Raw genomic sequence first — 18,477 nt, 5'->3', positions numbered from 1 at the left:
GCCTGTCGCCGCGCCCGCTGGGACACCCGGCGTGGCGGGTTGGCGGCGACAATGCGATAATGGTCGTTTGCGCACTGGCGCAGACGGCCATTTTCTTTTTCGGCGAGCCATTTCGCAGTTCTTTTCGCCGATTCCCGCGCGACTTCGTTACTTCGCGCGCGCTTCCAGGACCTCACATGCGCGTTTTTAATTTCTCCGCCGGCCCGGCGGCCATGCCCGAAGAAGTGCTGCGCCAGGCAGCCGACGAGATGCTGAACTGGCAAGGCAGTGGTATGAGCGTGATGGAAATGAGCCATCGCGGCAAGGAATTCATGTCGATCCACGAAGCAGCGCTGACCGATCTGCGCGAGTTGCTTCACGTGCCGGCAAGCCACCGGATCCTGTTCCTGCAGGGCGGCGGGCTCGGCGAGAACGCGATCGTGCCGATGAACCTGCTCGGCTCGAAACCGCGGGCGGATTTCGTCGTCACCGGCTCGTGGTCGCAGAAGTCGTTCAAGGAAGCGGAAAAATACGGCAGCGTGCATCTGGCCGCAACCGGCAAGACGGCCGAGGGCTATACCCGCGCGCCGGCGCGTGAGGAATGGCAACTGTCGGACGATCCGGCCTACGTGCACCTGTGCACGAACGAGACCATCCATGGAGTCGAAACCTTCGAGATTCCCGACCTCGGCGATATTCCGCTCGTGGCGGACGCGTCGTCGCATATCCTGTCGCGCCCAATGGACATCGCCAAATACGGCGTGCTGTTCGGCGGCGCGCAGAAGAACATCGGCATGGCGGGCGTGACGGTCGTGATCGTGCGTGAGGACATGCTCGATCGCGCGATGCCGATTTGCCCATCGGCGTTCGAATGGAAGACCGTCGCCGAGAACAACTCGATGTACAACACGCCGCCCACCTATGCGATCTATATCGCCGGGCTCGTGTTCAAGTGGTTGAAGAAGCAGGGCGGCCTCCAGGCGATGGAGGCGCGCAACCTCGAAAAATCGAAGCTGCTATACGACACGATCGACTCGAGCAGCTTCTATCTGAACAAGGTCGAACGTGCCTCGCGCTCGCGGATGAACGTACCGTTCTTCCTCGCCGACGAGTCGTGCAACGAAGATTTCCTGTCCGGCGCGAAAGCGCGGGGATTAGTGCAGCTAAAGGGCCACAAGTCCGTCGGCGGCATGCGGGCGTCGATTTATAACGCCGTCCCGCTCGAAGGCGTCAAAGCGCTTGTCGAATACATGAAGGAATTCGAACAGCGCAGCGCCTGAGTCACACTGACTGGCAGGCGTGCGCATCTTTTCCAGCAGTCACCCGGCAGAGCCGTTTTACGCATGGACGACGAACTGAATACACGACTCAAACCTCTGCGCGATCGCATCGACGCGCTCGACGCGCAGCTGATCGCGCTCCTGAACCAGCGCGCGGCGGTCGCGCTCGAAGTGGGCGAGGTCAAGAAGCATTTCAACGCTCCGGTGTTCCGGCCCGAGCGCGAGATGCAGGTGATCGCGCGCCTGCAGGAAATGAGCGCCGGGCCGCTCGCCGACGAGCACATCAGCGCGATCTGGCGCGAGATCATGGCCGCGAGCCGCGCGCTAGAAAAGAGCATCAAGGCCGCGTACCTCGGGCCGGTCGGCACCTATAGCGAACAGGCGATGCACGAGTACTTCGGTCAGTCGATCGAAGGGCTGCCGTGCCCGTCGATCGACGAAGTATTCCGCTCGGTCGAGGCGGGCGCCGCCGACTACGGCGTCGTGCCGGTCGAGAACTCGACCGAAGGCGCGGTGTCGCGCACGCTGGATCTGCTGCTGCAAACCCAGCTGACCATCGGCGGCGAACTCGCATTGCCGATCCATCACAACCTGCTCACGCAAAACGGGCTCGCTGGCGTCACGCGCGTATGCGCGCATGCGCAGGCGCTCGCGCAGTGCCAGCGCTGGCTGTCGACCAATGCGCCGCATCTCGAGCGCCAGGCGGTGTCGAGTAATGCGGAAGCTGCACGGATGGCGGCCGAAGATCCGACCGTTGCGGCCATCGCCGGCGATCGCGCCGCGATCCACTACGGCCTGCAGGTCACCAACGCGCTGATCCAGGACGATCCGCACAACCGCACGCGCTTCGTCATGATCGGCAAGGAGCCGACCGGTCCGAGCGGCTACGACCAGACCTCGCTGATCGTGTCGGTCGCGAACGAGCCGGGCGCGATGGTCAAGCTGCTCGAGCCGCTCGCGCGCCACGGCGTGTCGATGACGCGTTTCGAATCGCGTCCGGCGCGCGTCGGAACGTGGGAGTACTACTTCTATATCGATGTCGAAGGCCATCGCGACGATCCGGCTGTGGCTGCCGCGCTCGCCGGTCTCGGCGAGAAGGCCGCGTTCCTGAAAATACTCGGCTCGTATCCGCGCGCCCGCTAAGGGCTGGCAGCGCAGTCCGGGCGGCGCCGCGTGCGTTGCCCGAAAGCAGGTTTCACTATCCATCGTCGTTCGGAGATTTTCATGACAGCGTCTTTCGGCCCTTCCTATGTGCGCGCGATCGCGCCGTACATCGCCGGCAAGCCGATTTCGGAAGTGGCCCGCGAGTTCGGTCTCGACGAGGCGAGCATCGTGAAGCTGGCATCGAACGAGAATCCGCTCGGCATGCCGGAATCCGCGCAGCACGCGATGGCGCAGGCGATCGCCGATCTCGGCCGCTATCCGGACTCGAACGGTTTCGAGCTGAAGGCGGCGCTCGCCGCGCGCTACGGCGTGCCGGCTGAGTGGATCACCCTCGGCAACGGCAGCAACGACATCCTCGAGCTCGCCGCGCACGCGTTCGTCGAGAAGGGCCAGGCGGTCGTGTTCTCGCAGTATTCGTTCGCGGTCTATGCGCTCGCGACGCAAGGCGTCGGCGCGCGCGCGATCGTCGTGCCCGCGCTGCACTATGGTCACGACCTCGACGCGATGCTCGGCGCAATCGACGACGACACGCGTCTCGTGTTCGTCGCGAATCCGAACAATCCGACCGGCACGTTCGTCGACGGCCCGACGCTCGAGGCGTTTCTCGACAAGGTGCCGCGCCACGTGGTCGTCGTGCTCGACGAGGCGTACACCGAGTATCTGTCGGCGGACAGGCGCTACGACTCCATCGACTGGGTGCGCCGCTATCCGAACCTGCTGGTTTCGCGTACGTTCTCGAAGGCGTTCGGGCTTGCGGGCTTGCGCATCGGCTTCGCGATCGCGCAGCCCGGGTTGACCGATTTGCTGAATCGACTGCGTCAACCGTTTAACGTCAATACGCTCGCACAAGCCGCGGCGATTGCGGCGCTGAACGACAGCGAGTTTCTGCAGAAAAGCGCGGCGCTGAACGCCCAGGGCTATACGCTTCTGACCGAGGCGTTCGACAAGCTCGGCCTCGAATACGTGCCGTCCGAAGGCAATTTCGTGCTCGTGCGCGTTGGCAGCGACGACAAAGCCGGTGCCCGGGTGAACCTTGCGCTGCTGAAGCAGGCCGTGATCGTGCGACCGGTCGACAACTACGGCTTGCCGCAGTGGCTGCGCATCACGATCGGCTTGCCGGAGGAAAACGCAGCGTTCCTCGCGGCGCTCGAGAAGACGCTTGCCGAGACTGACGCAGCGTAAGCCTTTTCTTGATCCCGCGTGTCGACCGTCAGGAGCGGCGCGCTTAATGTCCGTATTGTGTGAGCGACGTGGCCGCGTTTTCTTTTAACAAGCTGGTGATTTTCGGTGTCGGCCTGATCGGCGGATCGCTCGCGCGCGCGTTGCGTGAACGCGGCGAGGCTGGCGGGGCGCGCACGGTGGTTGGGGTCGGACGGTCGTCGGCTTCGAGCGAAAAGGCGTTGGCGCTCGGGGTGATCGACGGTGCCGCGGCACTCACCGACGACGCCGCGCTGCGCGACGCCCTCGCGGGCGCGGACTTCGTGCTGCTCGCGGCGCCGGTCGCGCAGACCCAGCCGCTGCTCGAGCGCATCGCGCCGCATCTCGACGCCAACACGATCGTCACCGATGCGGGCAGCACCAAATCCGACGTGGTCGCCGCCGCCCGCGCGGCGCTCGGCGCGCGGATAGGCCAGTTCGTGCCGGGCCATCCGATCGCCGGTCGCGAGTCGAGCGGCGTCGATGCGGCGTTGCCCGATCTGTACGTGAACCGCAACGTCGTGCTGTGCCCGCTGCCGGAGAATACGCCGGACACGGTCGAGCGCGTCGCGGCGATGTGGCGCGCCACTGGCGCCTTGGTGCGGGACATGACGCCGCAGCAGCACGATCGCGTGTTCGCGTCGGTCAGTCATTTACCGCACGTGCTGTCGTTCGCGCTCGTCGAGCAGATCCTCAATTCGCCCGACGCTGCGTTGAAGTTCTCGTTCGCGGCGGGCGGTTTTCGCGACTTCACGCGCATCGCTGCGTCGAGTCCGGAGATGTGGCGCGACGTCTGCGTCGCCAATCGCGTAGCGCTGCTCGATGAGCTCGACGCGTACACCGCGGTGCTCGCGCGCCTGCGCACGGCGATCGAAGCCGGCGACGGCGCCGCGCTCGAAGCCGTGTTCGCGCGCTCGCGCGTCGCACGCAGTCAGTGGCAGGAGCAGCGCGCGGCTGGCGTGGCCAGCGGCGACGCGTCGAAATAACCGGAAACTGGACACATCATGGAATTCCTCGATCTCGGACCTTTTTCCCGTGCGTCCGGCACGGTTCGTCTGCCCGGCTCGAAGAGCATCTCGAACCGCGTGCTGCTGCTCGCTGCGCTCGCCGAAGGCGAGACGACGATCACGAACCTGCTCGACTCCGACGACACCCGCGTGATGCTCGACGCGCTCGAAAAGCTCGGCGTACGTTTGAAGCGCGACGGCGACACCTGCGTCGTGACCGGCACGCGCGGCGCGTTCACCGCGCGTACGGCCGACCTGTTCCTCGGCAACGCGGGCACGGCAGTGCGCCCGCTGACCGCGGCGCTCGCCGTGAACGGCGGCGACTACCGGATTCACGGCGTGCCACGCATGCACGAACGGCCGATCGGCGATCTCGTCGACGGCCTGCGCCAGATCGGCGCGAAGGTCGACTACGAGCAGAACGAAGGCTATCCGCCGCTGCGCATCCGTCCCGCCCAGATCACGGCCGACGCGCCGATCCGCGTGCGCGGCGACGTGTCGAGCCAGTTCCTGACCTCGCTGCTGATGACGCTGCCGCTGCTGCGCACCGCGAGCGGCGTCACCACCGTGCAGGTCGACGGCGAGCTGATCTCGAAGCCGTACATCGAGATTACGATCAAGCTGATGGCGCGCTTCGGCATCGAGGTCGAGCGCCACGGCTGGCACCAGTTCATGGTGCCGGCGGGGCAGCGGTATCAGTCGCCGGGCACGATCATGGTGGAAGGGGATGCGTCGTCGGCGTCGTATTTCCTCGCCGCGGGCGCGCTCGGCGGTGGGCCGCTAAGAGTGGAAGGCGTGGGCCGCGCGAGCATCCAGGGCGACGTCGGATTTGCCGATGCGCTGATCAAGATGGGCGCGAACCTGCAGATGGGCGACGACTGGATCGAAGTGCGTGGCGTCGGCAACGACCACGGCAAGCTCGATCCGATCGACATGGACTTCAACCTGATCCCCGATGCCGCGATGACGATCGCGGTCGCCGCGCTGTTCGCGGACGGCACGAGCACGCTGCGCAACATCGCGAGCTGGCGCGTGAAGGAAACCGACCGCATCGCCGCAATGGCGACCGAGCTGCGCAAAGTCGGTGCGAAGGTGCAGGAAGGCGAAGATTTCCTCGTCGTCACGCCGCCCAAAAAGCTGATCCCGAATGCCGCGATCGACACCTACGACGACCACCGCATGGCGATGTGCTTCTCGCTCGTGAGCCTGGGCGGCGTGCCGATCCGCATCAACGACCCGAAGTGCGTCGGCAAAACATTCCCCGATTATTTCCAGCGCTTCACCGCGCTCACACAACCCTGATGCAACCCGGATTTGCGTGCAATCCCCGATGTGCGACATTTTTAGATGAAACCGACCCGTCCCTTTCACCAGACGCCCGTCATTGCGATCGACGGCCCTAGCGCCTCCGGCAAAGGCACAGTGGCCGCGATGGTGGCCGCCAACCTCGGCTTTCACCTGCTCGACAGCGGCGCGCTGTATCGGCTCGCTGCGCTCGCGAGCCTGCGCTATGGCATTGCAGCGGACGACGTCGACGCACTTGTCAAACTGATCGACGACCTCCACATCACGTTTCGCGAGGGGCTCGCGCAGCTGGACGGGGTCGATGTATCGACGGAAATCCGCGCCGAGGATGTGGGCAGCCGCGCCTCGGCAATCGCCGTGCACGCGCCGGTGCGAACCGCGCTGGTGGCGCGCCAGCGGGCGTTTCGCAAGGAACCGGGGCTGGTCGCCGACGGCCGCGACATGGGCACTGTGATCTTCCAGGACGCCGCGCTGAAGGTGTTCATGACCGCGAGCGTCGAGGCCCGCGCGATGCGCCGGCATAAGCAATTGATCCAAAAAGGATTTTCTGCTAATATAGATGACTTGCTCCGGGATTTGCGTGAGCGCGACGAGCGTGACAGTCAGCGCGCAGCCGCGCCGCTCAAGCCCGCGGCGGATGCAAAGCTGCTTGATACCTCCGCATTGTCGGTCGACCAGGCGGTCGAGCAGGTGGTGCAATGGTATGAAGCGCTGGTCCCACATGCGTAACTGAAAATGGTCGCGCAAAAGTGGCCAGCAGCGGCAGTCCCGTTGTTGGTAGGTGCTTCGCGATGGTCGCGAAGCGTTGTTTTTAACCCTTTAACCCCGCGTGGCGTTCGCGTATTTGCCGCAGTTGCTGACCGATCCGGTGAGCCAGGCGTTGCGAAGACCATGCAAACTCTGATTTTTATGTCCGACCTGCAAACCTCTACCCCGAATACCGAATCTTTTGCGGCTCTGTTCGAAGAGTCGCTGACCAAGCAGGACATGCGCGCTGGCGAAGTGATCTCCGCCGAAGTCGTGCGTGTCGACCACAACTTCGTGGTCGTGAACGCTGGTCTGAAGTCCGAAGCCTACATCCCGCTCGAAGAGTTCCTGAACGACGCGGGCGAGGTAGAAGTGCAGGCGGGCGACTTCGTTTCCGTCGCGATCGACGCGCTGGAGAACGGCTATGGCGACACCATCCTGTCGCGTGACAAGGCGAAGCGTCTGGCTTCGTGGCTGTCGCTGGAAAAGGCGCTGGACAACAACGAACTCGTGACCGGCACTATTACGGGCAAGGTCAAGGGCGGTATGACCGTGATGGTCAACGGCATCCGCGCGTTCCTGCCGGGTTCGCTGGTTGATACGCGTCCGGTCAAGGACACGACCCCGTACGAAGGCAAGACCCTCGAATTCCGCGTCATCAAGCTCGACCGCAAGCGTAACAACGTCGTGCTGTCGCGCCGCGCTGTCATTGAGGCAACGCAAGGCGAAGAGCGCGCGAAGCTGCTCGAAACGCTGAAGGAAGGCGCGATCGTCGAAGGCGTGGTCAAGAACATCACCGACTACGGCGCGTTCGTGGACCTCGGCGGTATCGACGGCCTGCTGCACATCACCGACATCGCATGGCGTCGCGTGCGTCACCCGAGCGAAGTTCTGTCGGTTGGCCAGGAAGTCACCGCGAAGATCCTCAAGTTCGACCAGGAAAAGAACCGCGTTTCGCTCGGTATCAAGCAACTGGGCGACGATCCGTGGGAAGGCATCTCGCGCCGTTACCCGTCGGGCACGCGTCTGTTCGGTAAGGTCACTAACATCACCGACTACGGCGCATTCGTCGAAGTGGAATCGGGCATCGAAGGCCTCGTTCACGTGTCGGAAATGGACTGGACCAACAAGAACGTTGCTCCGTCGAAGGTGGTCCAGCTGGGCGACGAAGTCGAAGTCATGGTTCTCGAAATCGACGAAGACCGCCGCCGTATCAGCCTCGGCATGAAGCAGTGCAAGCCGAACCCGTGGGACGACTTCAGCCGCAACTTCAAGAAGGGCGACAAGATCAGCGGCGCCATCAAGTCGATCACCGACTTCGGCGTGTTCATCGGTCTGCCGGGCGGCATCGACGGTCTGGTTCACCTGTCGGATCTGTCGTGGAGCGAAACCGGCGAGGAAGCCGTTCGCAAGTACAAGAAGGGCGACGAAGTGGAAGCGATCGTTCTCGGCATCGACGTCGAGAAGGAACGTATTTCGCTGGGTATCAAGCAGCTCGAAGGCGACCCGTTCAGCAACTACGTTGCAATGAACGACAAGGGTTCGGTCGTCGACGGTACCGTCAAGTCGGTCGACGCGAAGGGTGCTGTGGTCCAGCTGTCCGGTGAAGTCGAAGGCTACCTGCGGGCTTCGGAAATCGCCCAAGACCGCGTGGAAGACGCTCGCAACGTGCTGAAGGAAGGCGACAAGGTCAACGCGATGATCATCAACATCGATCGCAAGTCGCGCGGCATCAACCTGTCGATCAAGGCGAAGGATTCGGCTGAGCAGCAGGAAGCCATCCGCGGTCTCGCTGCTTCGGATTCGAGCGCAGCTGCTACCGGCACGACGAACCTCGGTGCGCTGCTGAAGGCCAAGCTCGACGGCCAGAACCAGTAAGCCTGAGAGGTCTGCTGCAGTATGACCAAATCGGAATTGGTCGCCCAGCTGGCTACGCGATTTCCGCAACTTGTTCTCAAGGATGCGGATTTCGCGGTGAAGACGATGCTTGATGCGATGTCGGAGGCGCTCGCCAAAGGTCATCGCATCGAAATTCGTGGCTTCGGCAGCTTCGGCCTCAACCGCCGTCCCTCCCGCGTCGGACGCAATCCGAAGTCGGGCGAGAAGGTGCTGGTACCGGAGAAGTACGTACCGCACTTCAAGCCGGGCAAGGAATTGCGCGAGCGGGTGGATCGTCGCGCGGGCGAGCCGCTGAAGGCCGAGGAGCCGGATGACGACCTTTAATGACTCCGCTGTGTGTCTTGCAGCGTGGCATAGCTAGCGTCAGCGGCCAAAGCCAGTAGGCAAAAGACCAGGAAAAGCGCCTTCGGGCGCTTTTTTTTCGTCCATCATTTAAGAAGTGGCGCCTTCCGCTGCGGCCTTTTGCATTTCGCGAATTGCCCGTAAGTCCTGCATTCCGTCACTTGCTGCCCAGCCGCAAGGGCATCCATTACAATACGGGTCACTTCGGCGCGGGCAACACCGTGGCGCGACGCGTCATCAAGCCGGCGTCCCCCCGCAACTGCCGTGAAGAGATCTATTCATGAAATTTATCGTCTGGCTGCTACGTGTGCTGGTGTTCGTGCTGCTGCTCGTGCTCGCGCTCTCCAACACGCAACCCGCTACGCTGAATTTCCTCGCCGGCTACGTCTGGTCGGCGCCTCTGATTCTGATCGGCCTCGCGTTTTTCGTGATCGGCTTGCTCGCGGGGCTCGTGTCGGCGATGCCGGCCGTCGTGCGTCTGCGCATGGAGAACGGCCGGCTCAGGCGGGAATTGCGCGTGGCGCGCGAAACTCCCGCCGTGGTAGAGCAGCCGCCGATGCCGCCGCTAATCTGAGCTGTCTTGCGCCGCGCGGCTCTGAACGCGGCTTTTCGTTTTCGCTTTTCCGCACATTTGCATTAATCGCATGGATCTAGACTTCTGGTGGCTGCTGGTCATACCCGTCGCGTTCGCGTTCGGCTGGATGGCGGCGCGCTACGACCTCAAGACGCTGCTGTCCGAAAGCGCCAACCTGCCGCGGTCGTATTTTCGCGGTCTGAACTTTCTGCTCAACGAGCAGCCCGACCAGGCGATCGACGCATTCATCGAAGTCGTCAAGCTCGACCCTGAAACCGTCGAATTGCATTTCGCGCTCGGCAATCTGTTCCGTCGGCGCGGTGAAACTGACCGCGCGATTCGCGTGCATCAAAATCTGCTGAGCCGCGCGGACCTGCCGGTCAACGAGCGCGATCACGCGCTGTACGAACTCGGCCAGGACTTCCTGAAAGCGGGTCTGCTCGACCGTGCCGAGGAAACTTTCCGCTCGCTGCAGGCGGGCGATTACGCACTGGGTGCTCAACGCGCGCTGTTGACGATCTACGAGATCGAGAAGGACTGGGTCAAGTCGATCGATACTGCGCGGCACCTCGAAACGATGGGCGCACCGTCGCTCGACAAGGAAATCGCACAGTTCCACTGCGAACTTGCGCAGGAAGCGCTGCAGCAGAAGAAGCCGGACGAAGCGCGTCATCAGCTCAGCCTCGCGCTGCAGGCGAGCCCGACCAACGTGCGTGCGACGATCCTGTTCGGCGATGTCGACGCGGCCGGCGGCGCGCCGGAAGCGGCGATCGGGCAATGGCGCCGCGTGGAGGAGCAGAACCCCGCGTATCTTCCGCTCGTCGCCGAGAAGATCATGAAGGCGTATGAAGCGCTCGGCCGCGCGCACGAGGGCGCCGATCTGCTAACCACGTGGGTCGATCGTCATCCGAGCAACGATCTGCTCGACGTTGCGTATCAGCACGTCGCGTCGCTGCGCGGCGCCGATGCTGCGCATGCGCTCGCCCGCACGCAGATGCAGAAGTCGCCGAATCTGGCCGGCATGACGCGTCTGCTCGAAGCGCAGCAGGCCGTTGCCGAAGAGCCGCGACGCAGCGAGCTCGAACTGATGCGCACACTGATCCGCCAGCGCACCAAAAATCTGCCACGCTATACGTGTCAGAATTGTGGTTTCAGGGCCCGGCTTTTCTACTGGCAGTGCCCGGGATGCAGCGGTTGGGAAACCTATGCGCCGCGCCGCGTCGAGCCGATTGCCGCGTCGAACTGACGCCGCACGGGCGGCTGTGGCCGCGTCGGCGTTGATTGCCGCGCAAGCGCCCCGCGAATTTCGCAACGAGTTTATCGCCGGCCTCATGAGCGGCATTCATCACCGGAACCATCTACCGGACAGCGTATGAAAATCACCATTATCGGCACCGGCTATGTGGGCCTTGTCACCGGCGCGTGTCTCGCCGAAATCGGCAACGACGTCTTCTGTCTCGACGTCGATCAGCGCAAGATCGACATCCTCAACAAAGGCGGCGTGCCGATTCACGAACCGGGCTTGCAGGAGATGATCGCCCGCACGCGCGCGGCCGGCCGCATCACGTTCTCGACCGATGTCGCGGCGAGCGTCGCGCACGGCGACGTGCAGTTCATCGCGGTCGGCACGCCGCCCGACGAAGACGGCTCCGCCGACCTGCAATACGTGCTGGAAGCCGCACGCAACATCGGCCGCACGATGAACGGCTTCAAGGTGATCGTCGACAAATCGACGGTGCCGGTCGGCACCGCACAACGCGTGCGCGCCGTGATCAACGAAGAACTCGCGAAGCGCGGGCTCGCCGGCAGCGCGCAGCATCGCTTCTCGGTCGTGTCGAACCCCGAGTTCCTGAAGGAAGGGGCGGCCGTCGACGACTTCATGCGCCCCGACCGTATCGTGATCGGTATCGACGAAGACGAAGCGGGCGCACGCGCGCGCGAAATGATGAAGCGTCTGTACGCGCCGTTCAACCGCAATCACGAACGCACGCTGTACATGGACGTGCGCTCGGCCGAATTCACCAAGTACGCGGCCAACGCGATGCTCGCCACGCGCATCTCGTTCATGAACGAGATGTCGAATCTCGCCGACAAGGTCGGCGCCGACATCGAGGCGGTGCGCCGCGGCATCGGTTCCGATCCGCGCATCGGCTATCACTTCCTGTACGCGGGCTGCGGCTACGGCGGCTCCTGCTTCCCGAAGGACGTGCAGGCGCTGATCCGCACCGCGAGCGAGAGCGGCCACAACTTGCGCATTCTCGAGGCGGTCGAGGAAGTGAACGACCAGCAGAAGGACGTGCTCGTGAACAAGATCGCCGCAAAGCTCGGCGAGGATCTGAGCGGCCGCACGTTCGCGGTGTGGGGCCTCGCGTTCAAGCCGAATACGGACGACATGCGCGAGGCGCCGAGCCGTCGCGTGATCGGCGAGCTGCTCGCGCGCGGCGCGAACGTGCGCGCGTACGATCCGGTCGCCGTGACCGAGGCGCAGCGCGTCTTCGCGATGGATCTGCATGCGGCGCCCGAGCAACTCGCACGTCTCACGTTCACGAACACTCAGGATGAAACGCTGACCGGCGCCGACGCGCTCGTCATCGTGACCGAATGGAAGGAGTTCAAGAGTCCTGATTTCGGGCACCTGAAATCGGTGCTGAAGACACCGCTGATTTTCGACGGCCGCAATCTATACGAGCCGGACGCGATGATCGAGCTCGGGATCGACTACCACGCTATTGGACGCCCCTATGCCCAACCCTCTGAACTTCCGGCCGATGCCTGAGGCCATGCCCGCGGCGCCCGCGTCCACCACGGCGCAGAAGCTCCAGGTCGTGCCGCGCGGGCAGCTCAACGCGGCGCGCGTGCTGGTGGTCGGCGACGTGATGCTCGACCGATACTGGTTCGGCGACGTCAACCGCATCTCTCCGGAGGCACCCGTGCCGGTCGTGCACGTGCAGCGCCAGGAAGATCGCTTGGGCGGCGCGGCGAACGTCGCGCGCAACGCGGTCGCGCTCGGCGCGCAAGCGGGTCTGCTGTGCGTGGTCGGTCACGACGAACCCGGCGAGCGCATCGTGCAGCTGCTCGACGAAAGCGGCGTGACGCCGCATCTCGAACGCGATCCGGCCTTGCTGACGACGATCAAGCTGCGCGTGCTGTCGCGTCAGCAGCAATTGCTGCGCGTCGATTTCGAAAACTCGCCGGCGCATGAAGTGCTGCTCGCTGGGCTTGCGCGTTTCGACGAGCTGTTGCCGTCGCACGACGTGATCCTGATGTCCGACTACGCGAAGGGCGGCCTCACGCACGTCACGCAAATGATCGCGAAGGCGCACGCGGCTGGCAAACCGGTGCTCGTCGATCCGAAGGGCGACGACTGGGAGCGCTATCGCGGCGCGACGCTGATCACGCCGAATCGCGCGGAATTGCGCGAGGTCGTCGGACAATGGAAGTCCGAGGAAGACCTGATCGCGCGCGTCACGAAGCTGCGTGCCGAACTCCAGTTCAAGGCGCTGCTGCTGACGCGCTCAGAGGAGGGCATGACACTCTTCGCCGACGATGGCATCCTGCACGCGTCGGCCGTTGCACGCGAAGTGTATGATGTCTCGGGCGCGGGCGACACCGTGATCGCGACGCTTGCCGCGATGCTCGGCGCGGGTCTTTCGCTCGTCGACGCGGTCGGACTCGCGAATCGCGCGGCCGGCATCGTGGTCGGCAAACTGGGCACCGCCACCGTCGACTACGACGAACTCTTCTCCTGATGCAGCCCGCGGGGCGCCGTCGTCCGACGGACCAGCGAACCCCGCGCGGCGTTGACTGAACGAAGCTCACTACAAAGCTCACTACGGCAGGATCATCATGACCGTCATCGTCACCGGCGCGGCCGGTTTTATCGGCAGCAATCTCGTGAAGGCGCTCAACGAGCGCGGCGAACAACGCATCATCGCGGTCGACAACCTCACGCGCGCGGACAAGTTCAGGAATCTGGTCGACTGCGAAATCGACGACTATCTCGACAAAACCGAATTCGTCGAGCGCTTCAGGCGCGGCGACTTCGGCAAAGTGCGCGCGATCTTCCACGAAGGCGCCTGCTCGGACACGATGGAAACCGACGGCCGCTACATGATGGACAACAACTACCGCTATAGCCGCGACGTGCTCGACATCTGCCTCGCGCAGGACGTCCAGTTCCTGTATGCGTCGTCGGCAGCGACGTATGGCGGTTCGAGCCGCTTCGTCGAGGAGCGCGAGGTCGAGCAGCCGCTCAACGTGTACGGTTATTCGAAGTTCCTGTTCGACCAGGTGATTCGCCGCGTGCTGCCCACGGCCAAAAGCCAGATCGTGGGCTTCCGTTATTTCAACGTGTACGGTCCGCGCGAAACGCATAAGGCGCGCATGGCATCGGTCGCGTTTCACAACTTCAACCAGTTCCGTGCCGAGGGCAAGGTCAAGCTGTTCGGCGAATACAACGGCTATGCCGCCGGTGAGCAGACACGCGATTTCATCTCCGTCGAAGACGTCGTCAAGGTCAATCTGTTCTTCTTCGATCATCCGGAGAAGTCCGGCATTTTCAATCTCGGCACCGGCCGCGCACAGCCGTTCAACGACATCGCGAGCACCGTGGTCAACACGCTGCGCGCGCTGAACAACGAGCCGGCGCTGGCGCTCGCGGATCAGGTGCAACGCGGGCTGATCGAATACATTCCGTTCCCCGACGCGCTGCGCGGCAAGTATCAGTGCTTCACGCAGGCCGATCAGTCGAAGCTGCGCGCGGCCGGCTACGACGCGCCGTTTCTGAGCGTTCAGGAAGGTGTCGATCGTTACGTGCGCTGGCTGTTCGGCCAGGTGTAATTAGTACGCCGTCCTCTTTAAACTGGAATCTCCTGGCCGGTGATGGTCGCCGGCCAGTGGCAACAGGGAGATTCCAATATGTTTCGAAAAGTACTGGTTACCGCGGCGATGCTCGCCGCTTTCGGCCACGCGTATGCGGCGGTCGACGTCAACACGGCTAACGAAGACGCGCTGCGCGGCATCAAGGGCATCGGTCCGGCAAAAGCCAAAGCGATCGTCGACGAACGTAATGCGCACGGCCCGTTCAAGGACGCGGCCGATCTCGGCAAGCGCGTTAAGGGCATGGGCGGGCACACCATCGAGCGCCTGCAAGCGGAGGGTCTCGCTGTCGGACCGGCTGGCGCGGCTGCTAGCACGCAGGTTGCGGCAGCTGCAGCGGGCAGGGAGCCGGCCGCTGCGGCCGCGCCCGCCGCCGCGCAGAAGGGCGCCGCCGCAGTGGCGGTGAAGAAGTAAGCGGCCGCGAGCCTTGCGCGTGCGATGCTGACGAGCGGCTTGCGGCGCGCAGGGTCCGCGAACATCCCATTGCTTCGATTTGCACACATCACGTCCCGCGGCTCGCAGCCGCGGGCTTTTTGCGCAGCAAGCGGCATGCATCCATGCGGACAGAAGGGCTGCAGGGCAGCGCCGGAGATCGTGGTTTAGAATCGATGGATTAAAGACACTCTTTCGCGCATCGATCGCTAGACCCCATATGGCATACAAAACGATTGAAGACACGGTCGGCAACACGCCGCTCGTACAACTCGTCCGGCTTCCAGACGACGAGATCCGCAGCCGCAACAATGTGATCCTCGCGAAGCTCGAGGGCAACAATCCGGCGGGTTCGGTGAAGGACCGTCCGGCATTGTCGATGATCAAGAAGGCCGAGGCGCGCGGGCGCATCAAGCCGGGCGACAAGCTGATCGAGTCGACCAGCGGCAATACCGGCATTGCACTCGCAATGGCAGCGGCGGTCCGCGGCTACAAGATGGTGCTCATCATGCCGGAAGATCTGTCGGTGGAGCGCCGTCAGAGCATGGCCGCCTACGGTGCGGAAATCATTCTGACGCCGGTCAAAGGCGGCATGGAGTACGCGCGCGATCTCGCGGAGCAGATGCAGCGCGAAGGCAAGGGCATCATCCTCGATCAGTTCGCGAACCCGGACAATCCGGCTTCTCACATCGAAGGCACCGGCCCGGAAATCTGGCGTGACACGGAAGGACGCATCACGCACTTCGTGTCGTCGATGGGCACGACCGGCACGATCATGGGCGTATCCACGTATCTGAAAACGCAGAATCAGCAGATCGAAATCATCGGCGCGCAGCCGGAAGAGGGCTCGCGTATCCCGGGTATTCGCAAGTGGCCGGAAGCGTATCTGCCGAAAATCTTCGACCGTAGCCGCGTCGACCGTGTGGAGAACGTCAGCCAATCTGCGGCCGAGGCAATGGCGCGCCGCCTGGCATCGGTCGAAGGCATCTTCGCGGGCATTTCGTCGGGTGGTGCGTGCGAAGTCGCACTTCGCATCGCGCGTCAGGTCGAGAACGCGACCATCGTTTTCATCGTCTGCGATCGCGGCGACCGGTATCTGTCCACGGGAGTATTTCCCGCATAAGCGGGTCGGCGGGCGCCTTCGGGGGCGCACGAGCCAATAAAGAGCGCCGGTCGAGCCGGCGCTTTTTTTACGTCTTTCAACGCGAGGCGCGCACGGCGACTCGCGGTGCGACTCACTGCGAATTCGAGTTCGACTGATTCGCCCCACCTTGCGACGCGCCGCCATTGTTGGCCGCTTTCGCGGCATTCGCCGTGTCGATCGCTTCCATCTGCGCCTTGACCTTCTGACCGAGCTGATACACCGCGAGCGCATAGAAGAAGCTGCGGTTGTAGCGGGTGAGAACGTAGAAGTTCTTCAGGCCGAGCACGAACTCGGTGCCGCGCCCCGGCGTCGGCAGATCGACCACCGTGACCGGCGTACCCGCTTCGGAAGCAATGTCGACGTTCGGCTCGTTCAGCACGAGGCCGGCGCGCAGCAACTGGTCGAGCGGCCAGTGCGGCTCCGGCTGCCCAGTGGCCGCCGCCTGCGCGACACCGAGGCTGCCCGCGTCCGAGCCGATTCGCCATACCACCGGCCGGCCGCTTTCCCAGCCGTTCTGGCGCAGATAGTTCGCGACGCTGCCGATCGCGTCGGCATCACTCGTGCGCAGATCGATGTGCTTGTTGCCCTCGTAGTCGACCGCGTACTGGACGATGCTGCTCGGCAGGAACTGCGGAATGCCGATCGCGCCCGTGTACGAGCCGAGCACCGTGTTCGGGTCGATCTGCGCATCGCGCGTCCACACCAGGTAGTCTTCGAGATTCTTGCGGAAGGTCGCCTGGCGGTCCGCGCGATTCGCGGTGTTCGGATAGTCGAAGCTCAGCGTGGTCAGCGCATCGAGCACGCGGAAATTACCCATGTAGCGCCCGTAGATCGTCTCGACGCCGATGATGCCGACGACCATCTCCGGCGGCACGCCGAACTCCTGATACGCGCGCTGCAGCGTGGCCCGGTTCTCGCGCCAGAACTGCACGCCGGCGTTGATGCGCACCGGGTCGAGGAAGCGCGCCTGATACGAGCGCCAGTTCTTGACCGACGGAGTCAGCGACGGCGTGACCAGCTTCACCGCGGTCGCCGAGTAGCTGACGCTGGCGAACAACGCGTGCAGCGACGCTTCGTCGAAATCGTAGCGCGCGACCATCTCGTTGATGAACGCATCGACGTTCGCGTTGTTCGCATAGCGCTGCGGAATGATCTCTTCCTCAAACGTTTGCCCTTGCGGTACCGGCTGTTGCGGCTGGCTCTGCGCGAGCTGCACCGAGGCTTTGCGCGCGGCGCTTTGTGCGCTCGCGGGATTTGCTGCGATGAACATGCACGATGCGACGGTCAGTGAGGCGGCGAGGGTGTTGAGGCGAAGCCGGTTGCGTGGGGATCCTGCGGACAGAGCAAGCTTGACGGTCATGGTGAGCAGTGAGCGCGATGCGTGAAAGGCTGGAAGCAGTCGGAAAGCGGCAGGAACGAAACGGCGAATAACGGGTCGGGGAAGTATACCCGACGGCTCCCGCAAAACCGTGCTGAATCGGCGACAGCGGCGTCGTGTGGTAACTTGACGAATGTAGGCGCGCGGGGGCGCGCGCCGCTCGACGGAGACACGCCGCGCGCGCAGTTGATGCGCCGCGCCGTAGAAGAGACGCACAACACGAACTATGGCAACAGGTTTCTATTCCCACCCCGACTGTCTGCTGCACGACATGGGACAGTGGCATCCCGAGTGCCCCGCGCGGCTGCAGGCGATCGAGGATCAGCTGATCGCGAGCCGCATCGACGCGCTGATCGAGCGCGAGCCGGCGCCGCTCGTCGACGAGGCCGCGCTGCTGCGCGTGCACACGCAGGCGCACGTCGACTACATCCGCGGTCGCTCGCCGCTCGAGGGCGTCGCCGAAATCGATCCCGACACGACGATGAATCCGCACACGTTGCGGGCCGCGTTGCGCGCGGCGGGCGCGGCGGTCGCCGCCACCGACGCGGTGATCGAAGGCCGCTACGACAACGCGTTCTGCAGCGTGCGCCCGCCCGGCCATCACGCGGAGCCGGCGCGCGCGATGGGCTTCTGCTTCTTCAACAACGTCGCGATCGCCGCCCGCCACGCGCTCGACGTGCATGGTCTCGCGCGGGTCGCCATCATCGACTTCGACGTGCATCACGGCAACGGTACCGAGGCCGCATTCGCGGGCGACCCGCGCGTGCTGATGTGCAGCATCTTTCAGCACCCGTTCTATCCGTTCACCGGCGCCGACAATCAGGCGTCCAACATGTGCAACGTGCCGATGCCGGCACGCTCGAACGGCATGGCCGTGCGCGAAGCGGTCGATATGCTGTGGTTGCCGCGCCTGCACGAGTTCAGGCCGGAGATGCTGTTCATCTCGGCCGGCTTCGACGCGCATCGCGAGGACGACCTCGGCAACATGGGCCTCGTCGAAGACGATTACGCGTGGATTACGGGCCAGGTGTGCGAGATCGCGCGGCGCTATGCGCGCGGGCGCATCGTCAGTTGTCTCGAGGGCGGCTACAACCTGTCGGCGCTCGGGCGCAGCGTGGTCGCGCACGTGCGCTCGCTCGCGGAGATCTGAG

At 64.0% G+C, this 18,477-nt stretch carries 17 protein-coding genes; 16 read left to right on the top strand and 1 reads right to left on the bottom strand.

The window, feature by feature from the left end; translation table 11 throughout:
• The first annotated feature begins 176 nt into the window (after positions 1-176).
• From serC to cysM, 15 genes are all read left to right on the top strand, one after another.
• Positions 177-1,259: a 3-phosphoserine/phosphohydroxythreonine transaminase gene (gene serC, locus ACLFKU_RS15185; RefSeq protein ID WP_410849619.1), complete on the top strand. Its 1,083-nt coding sequence runs from the start codon at positions 177-179 to the stop codon at positions 1,257-1,259.
• Positions 1,260-1,322: 63 nt separating this feature from the next.
• Complete coding sequence (pheA, locus tag ACLFKU_RS15180; RefSeq protein WP_410849618.1) at positions 1,323-2,402, top strand: prephenate dehydratase; 1,080 nt, start codon at positions 1,323-1,325, stop codon at positions 2,400-2,402.
• 81 nt (positions 2,403-2,483) lie between these two features.
• Positions 2,484-3,605 carry a histidinol-phosphate transaminase gene (gene hisC / locus ACLFKU_RS15175; protein ID WP_410849617.1) on the top strand — a complete coding sequence of 374 codons (1,122 nt, stop codon included), beginning with the start codon at positions 2,484-2,486 and terminating at the stop codon, positions 3,603-3,605.
• 59 nt (positions 3,606-3,664) lie between these two features.
• Entirely contained in the window at positions 3,665-4,606 is a 942-nt protein-coding gene (locus ACLFKU_RS15170; protein ID WP_368586779.1) for a prephenate dehydrogenase, read from the top strand.
• Positions 4,607-4,624: 18 nt separating this feature from the next.
• Complete coding sequence (gene aroA, locus ACLFKU_RS15165) at positions 4,625-5,929, top strand: 3-phosphoshikimate 1-carboxyvinyltransferase (protein WP_368586778.1); 1,305 nt, start codon at positions 4,625-4,627, stop codon at positions 5,927-5,929.
• Positions 5,930-5,974: 45 nt separating this feature from the next.
• Positions 5,975-6,661: a (d)CMP kinase gene (cmk, locus tag ACLFKU_RS15160; RefSeq protein ID WP_368586777.1), complete on the top strand. Its 687-nt coding sequence runs from the start codon at positions 5,975-5,977 to the stop codon at positions 6,659-6,661.
• 162 nt (positions 6,662-6,823) lie between these two features.
• The gene (gene rpsA / locus ACLFKU_RS15155; RefSeq protein WP_008921410.1) at positions 6,824-8,557 is read left to right on the top strand and encodes a 30S ribosomal protein S1; all 1,734 of its coding nucleotides are present in this window, start codon (positions 6,824-6,826) and stop codon (positions 8,555-8,557) included.
• Positions 8,558-8,578: 21 nt separating this feature from the next.
• The gene (locus ACLFKU_RS15150) at positions 8,579-8,902 is read left to right on the top strand and encodes an integration host factor subunit beta (protein WP_006050255.1); all 324 of its coding nucleotides are present in this window, start codon (positions 8,579-8,581) and stop codon (positions 8,900-8,902) included.
• Positions 8,903-9,200: 298 nt separating this feature from the next.
• Positions 9,201-9,494 carry a lipopolysaccharide assembly LapA domain-containing protein gene (locus tag ACLFKU_RS15145; RefSeq protein ID WP_368586776.1) on the top strand — a complete coding sequence of 98 codons (294 nt, stop codon included), beginning with the start codon at positions 9,201-9,203 and terminating at the stop codon, positions 9,492-9,494.
• 70 nt (positions 9,495-9,564) lie between these two features.
• Positions 9,565-10,740, top strand: coding sequence for a lipopolysaccharide assembly protein LapB (gene lapB / locus ACLFKU_RS15140; RefSeq protein WP_368586775.1), 1,176 nt, complete (start codon positions 9,565-9,567; stop codon positions 10,738-10,740).
• 126 nt (positions 10,741-10,866) lie between these two features.
• Positions 10,867-12,270 (top strand): UDP-glucose dehydrogenase family protein, encoded by a 1,404-nt coding sequence (locus tag ACLFKU_RS15135; RefSeq protein WP_410849616.1) that lies wholly within the window; start codon positions 10,867-10,869, stop codon positions 12,268-12,270.
• Positions 12,236-13,243: a D-glycero-beta-D-manno-heptose-7-phosphate kinase gene (gene rfaE1 / locus ACLFKU_RS15130; RefSeq protein WP_410849615.1), complete on the top strand. Its 1,008-nt coding sequence runs from the start codon at positions 12,236-12,238 to the stop codon at positions 13,241-13,243. Before ACLFKU_RS15135 ends, rfaE1 begins: the two co-directional genes overlap by 35 nt.
• Before the next feature lie 97 nt (positions 13,244-13,340).
• Positions 13,341-14,333, top strand: coding sequence for an ADP-glyceromanno-heptose 6-epimerase (gene rfaD / locus ACLFKU_RS15125; RefSeq protein WP_410849614.1), 993 nt, complete (start codon positions 13,341-13,343; stop codon positions 14,331-14,333).
• A 78-nt stretch (positions 14,334-14,411) separates the two neighbouring features.
• Positions 14,412-14,786 carry a ComEA family DNA-binding protein gene (locus ACLFKU_RS15120; protein WP_410849613.1) on the top strand — a complete coding sequence of 125 codons (375 nt, stop codon included), beginning with the start codon at positions 14,412-14,414 and terminating at the stop codon, positions 14,784-14,786.
• Between the two features lie 238 nt (positions 14,787-15,024).
• Positions 15,025-15,927 (top strand): cysteine synthase CysM, encoded by a 903-nt coding sequence (cysM, locus tag ACLFKU_RS15115; RefSeq protein ID WP_368586771.1) that lies wholly within the window; start codon positions 15,025-15,027, stop codon positions 15,925-15,927.
• A gap of 112 nt (positions 15,928-16,039) precedes the next feature.
• Here the strand turns inward: cysM and mltB are convergent, their stop codons facing one another.
• On the bottom strand, positions 16,040-17,218 hold the full coding sequence (mltB, locus tag ACLFKU_RS15110; RefSeq protein ID WP_410849612.1) for a lytic murein transglycosylase B: 1,179 nt from the start codon (positions 17,216-17,218) through the stop codon (positions 16,040-16,042).
• Between the two features lie 334 nt (positions 17,219-17,552).
• On the opposite strand from mltB, the gene ACLFKU_RS15105 reads away from it, so the two are divergent.
• Positions 17,553-18,476 (top strand): histone deacetylase family protein, encoded by a 924-nt coding sequence (locus ACLFKU_RS15105; RefSeq protein WP_410849611.1) that lies wholly within the window; start codon positions 17,553-17,555, stop codon positions 18,474-18,476.
• The last annotated feature ends 1 nt before the right edge of the window (position 18,477 follow it).

The sequence above is a fragment of the Paraburkholderia sp. EG304 genome, assembly GCF_046543485.1.
Taxonomy (GTDB): Bacteria; Pseudomonadota; Gammaproteobacteria; order Burkholderiales; family Burkholderiaceae; genus Paraburkholderia; species Paraburkholderia youngii.
The sequence above is the reverse complement of the archived record's forward strand: the minus strand, read 5'-3'. Positions and strand labels throughout refer to the sequence as shown.

Coding starts and splice junctions, on each gene's coding strand:
- serC (WP_410849619.1), top strand. CDS start 177: ATGCGCGTTTTTAATTTCTCCGCCGGCCCGGCGGCCATGCCCGAAGAA.
- pheA (WP_410849618.1), top strand. CDS start 1,323: ATGGACGACGAACTGAATACACGACTCAAACCTCTGCGCGATCGCATC.
- hisC (WP_410849617.1), top strand. CDS start 2,484: ATGACAGCGTCTTTCGGCCCTTCCTATGTGCGCGCGATCGCGCCGTAC.
- aroA (WP_368586778.1), top strand. CDS start 4,625: ATGGAATTCCTCGATCTCGGACCTTTTTCCCGTGCGTCCGGCACGGTT.
- cmk (WP_368586777.1), top strand. CDS start 5,975: ATGAAACCGACCCGTCCCTTTCACCAGACGCCCGTCATTGCGATCGAC.
- rpsA (WP_008921410.1), top strand. CDS start 6,824: ATGCAAACTCTGATTTTTATGTCCGACCTGCAAACCTCTACCCCGAAT.
- ACLFKU_RS15150 (WP_006050255.1), top strand. CDS start 8,579: ATGACCAAATCGGAATTGGTCGCCCAGCTGGCTACGCGATTTCCGCAA.
- ACLFKU_RS15145 (WP_368586776.1), top strand. CDS start 9,201: ATGAAATTTATCGTCTGGCTGCTACGTGTGCTGGTGTTCGTGCTGCTG.
- lapB (WP_368586775.1), top strand. CDS start 9,565: ATGGATCTAGACTTCTGGTGGCTGCTGGTCATACCCGTCGCGTTCGCG.
- ACLFKU_RS15135 (WP_410849616.1), top strand. CDS start 10,867: ATGAAAATCACCATTATCGGCACCGGCTATGTGGGCCTTGTCACCGGC.
- rfaE1 (WP_410849615.1), top strand. CDS start 12,236: ATGCCCAACCCTCTGAACTTCCGGCCGATGCCTGAGGCCATGCCCGCG.
- rfaD (WP_410849614.1), top strand. CDS start 13,341: ATGACCGTCATCGTCACCGGCGCGGCCGGTTTTATCGGCAGCAATCTC.
- ACLFKU_RS15120 (WP_410849613.1), top strand. CDS start 14,412: ATGTTTCGAAAAGTACTGGTTACCGCGGCGATGCTCGCCGCTTTCGGC.
- cysM (WP_368586771.1), top strand. CDS start 15,025: ATGGCATACAAAACGATTGAAGACACGGTCGGCAACACGCCGCTCGTA.
- mltB (WP_410849612.1), bottom strand. CDS start 17,218: ATGTTCATCGCAGCAAATCCCGCGAGCGCACAAAGCGCCGCGCGCAAA.
- ACLFKU_RS15105 (WP_410849611.1), top strand. CDS start 17,553: ATGGCAACAGGTTTCTATTCCCACCCCGACTGTCTGCTGCACGACATG.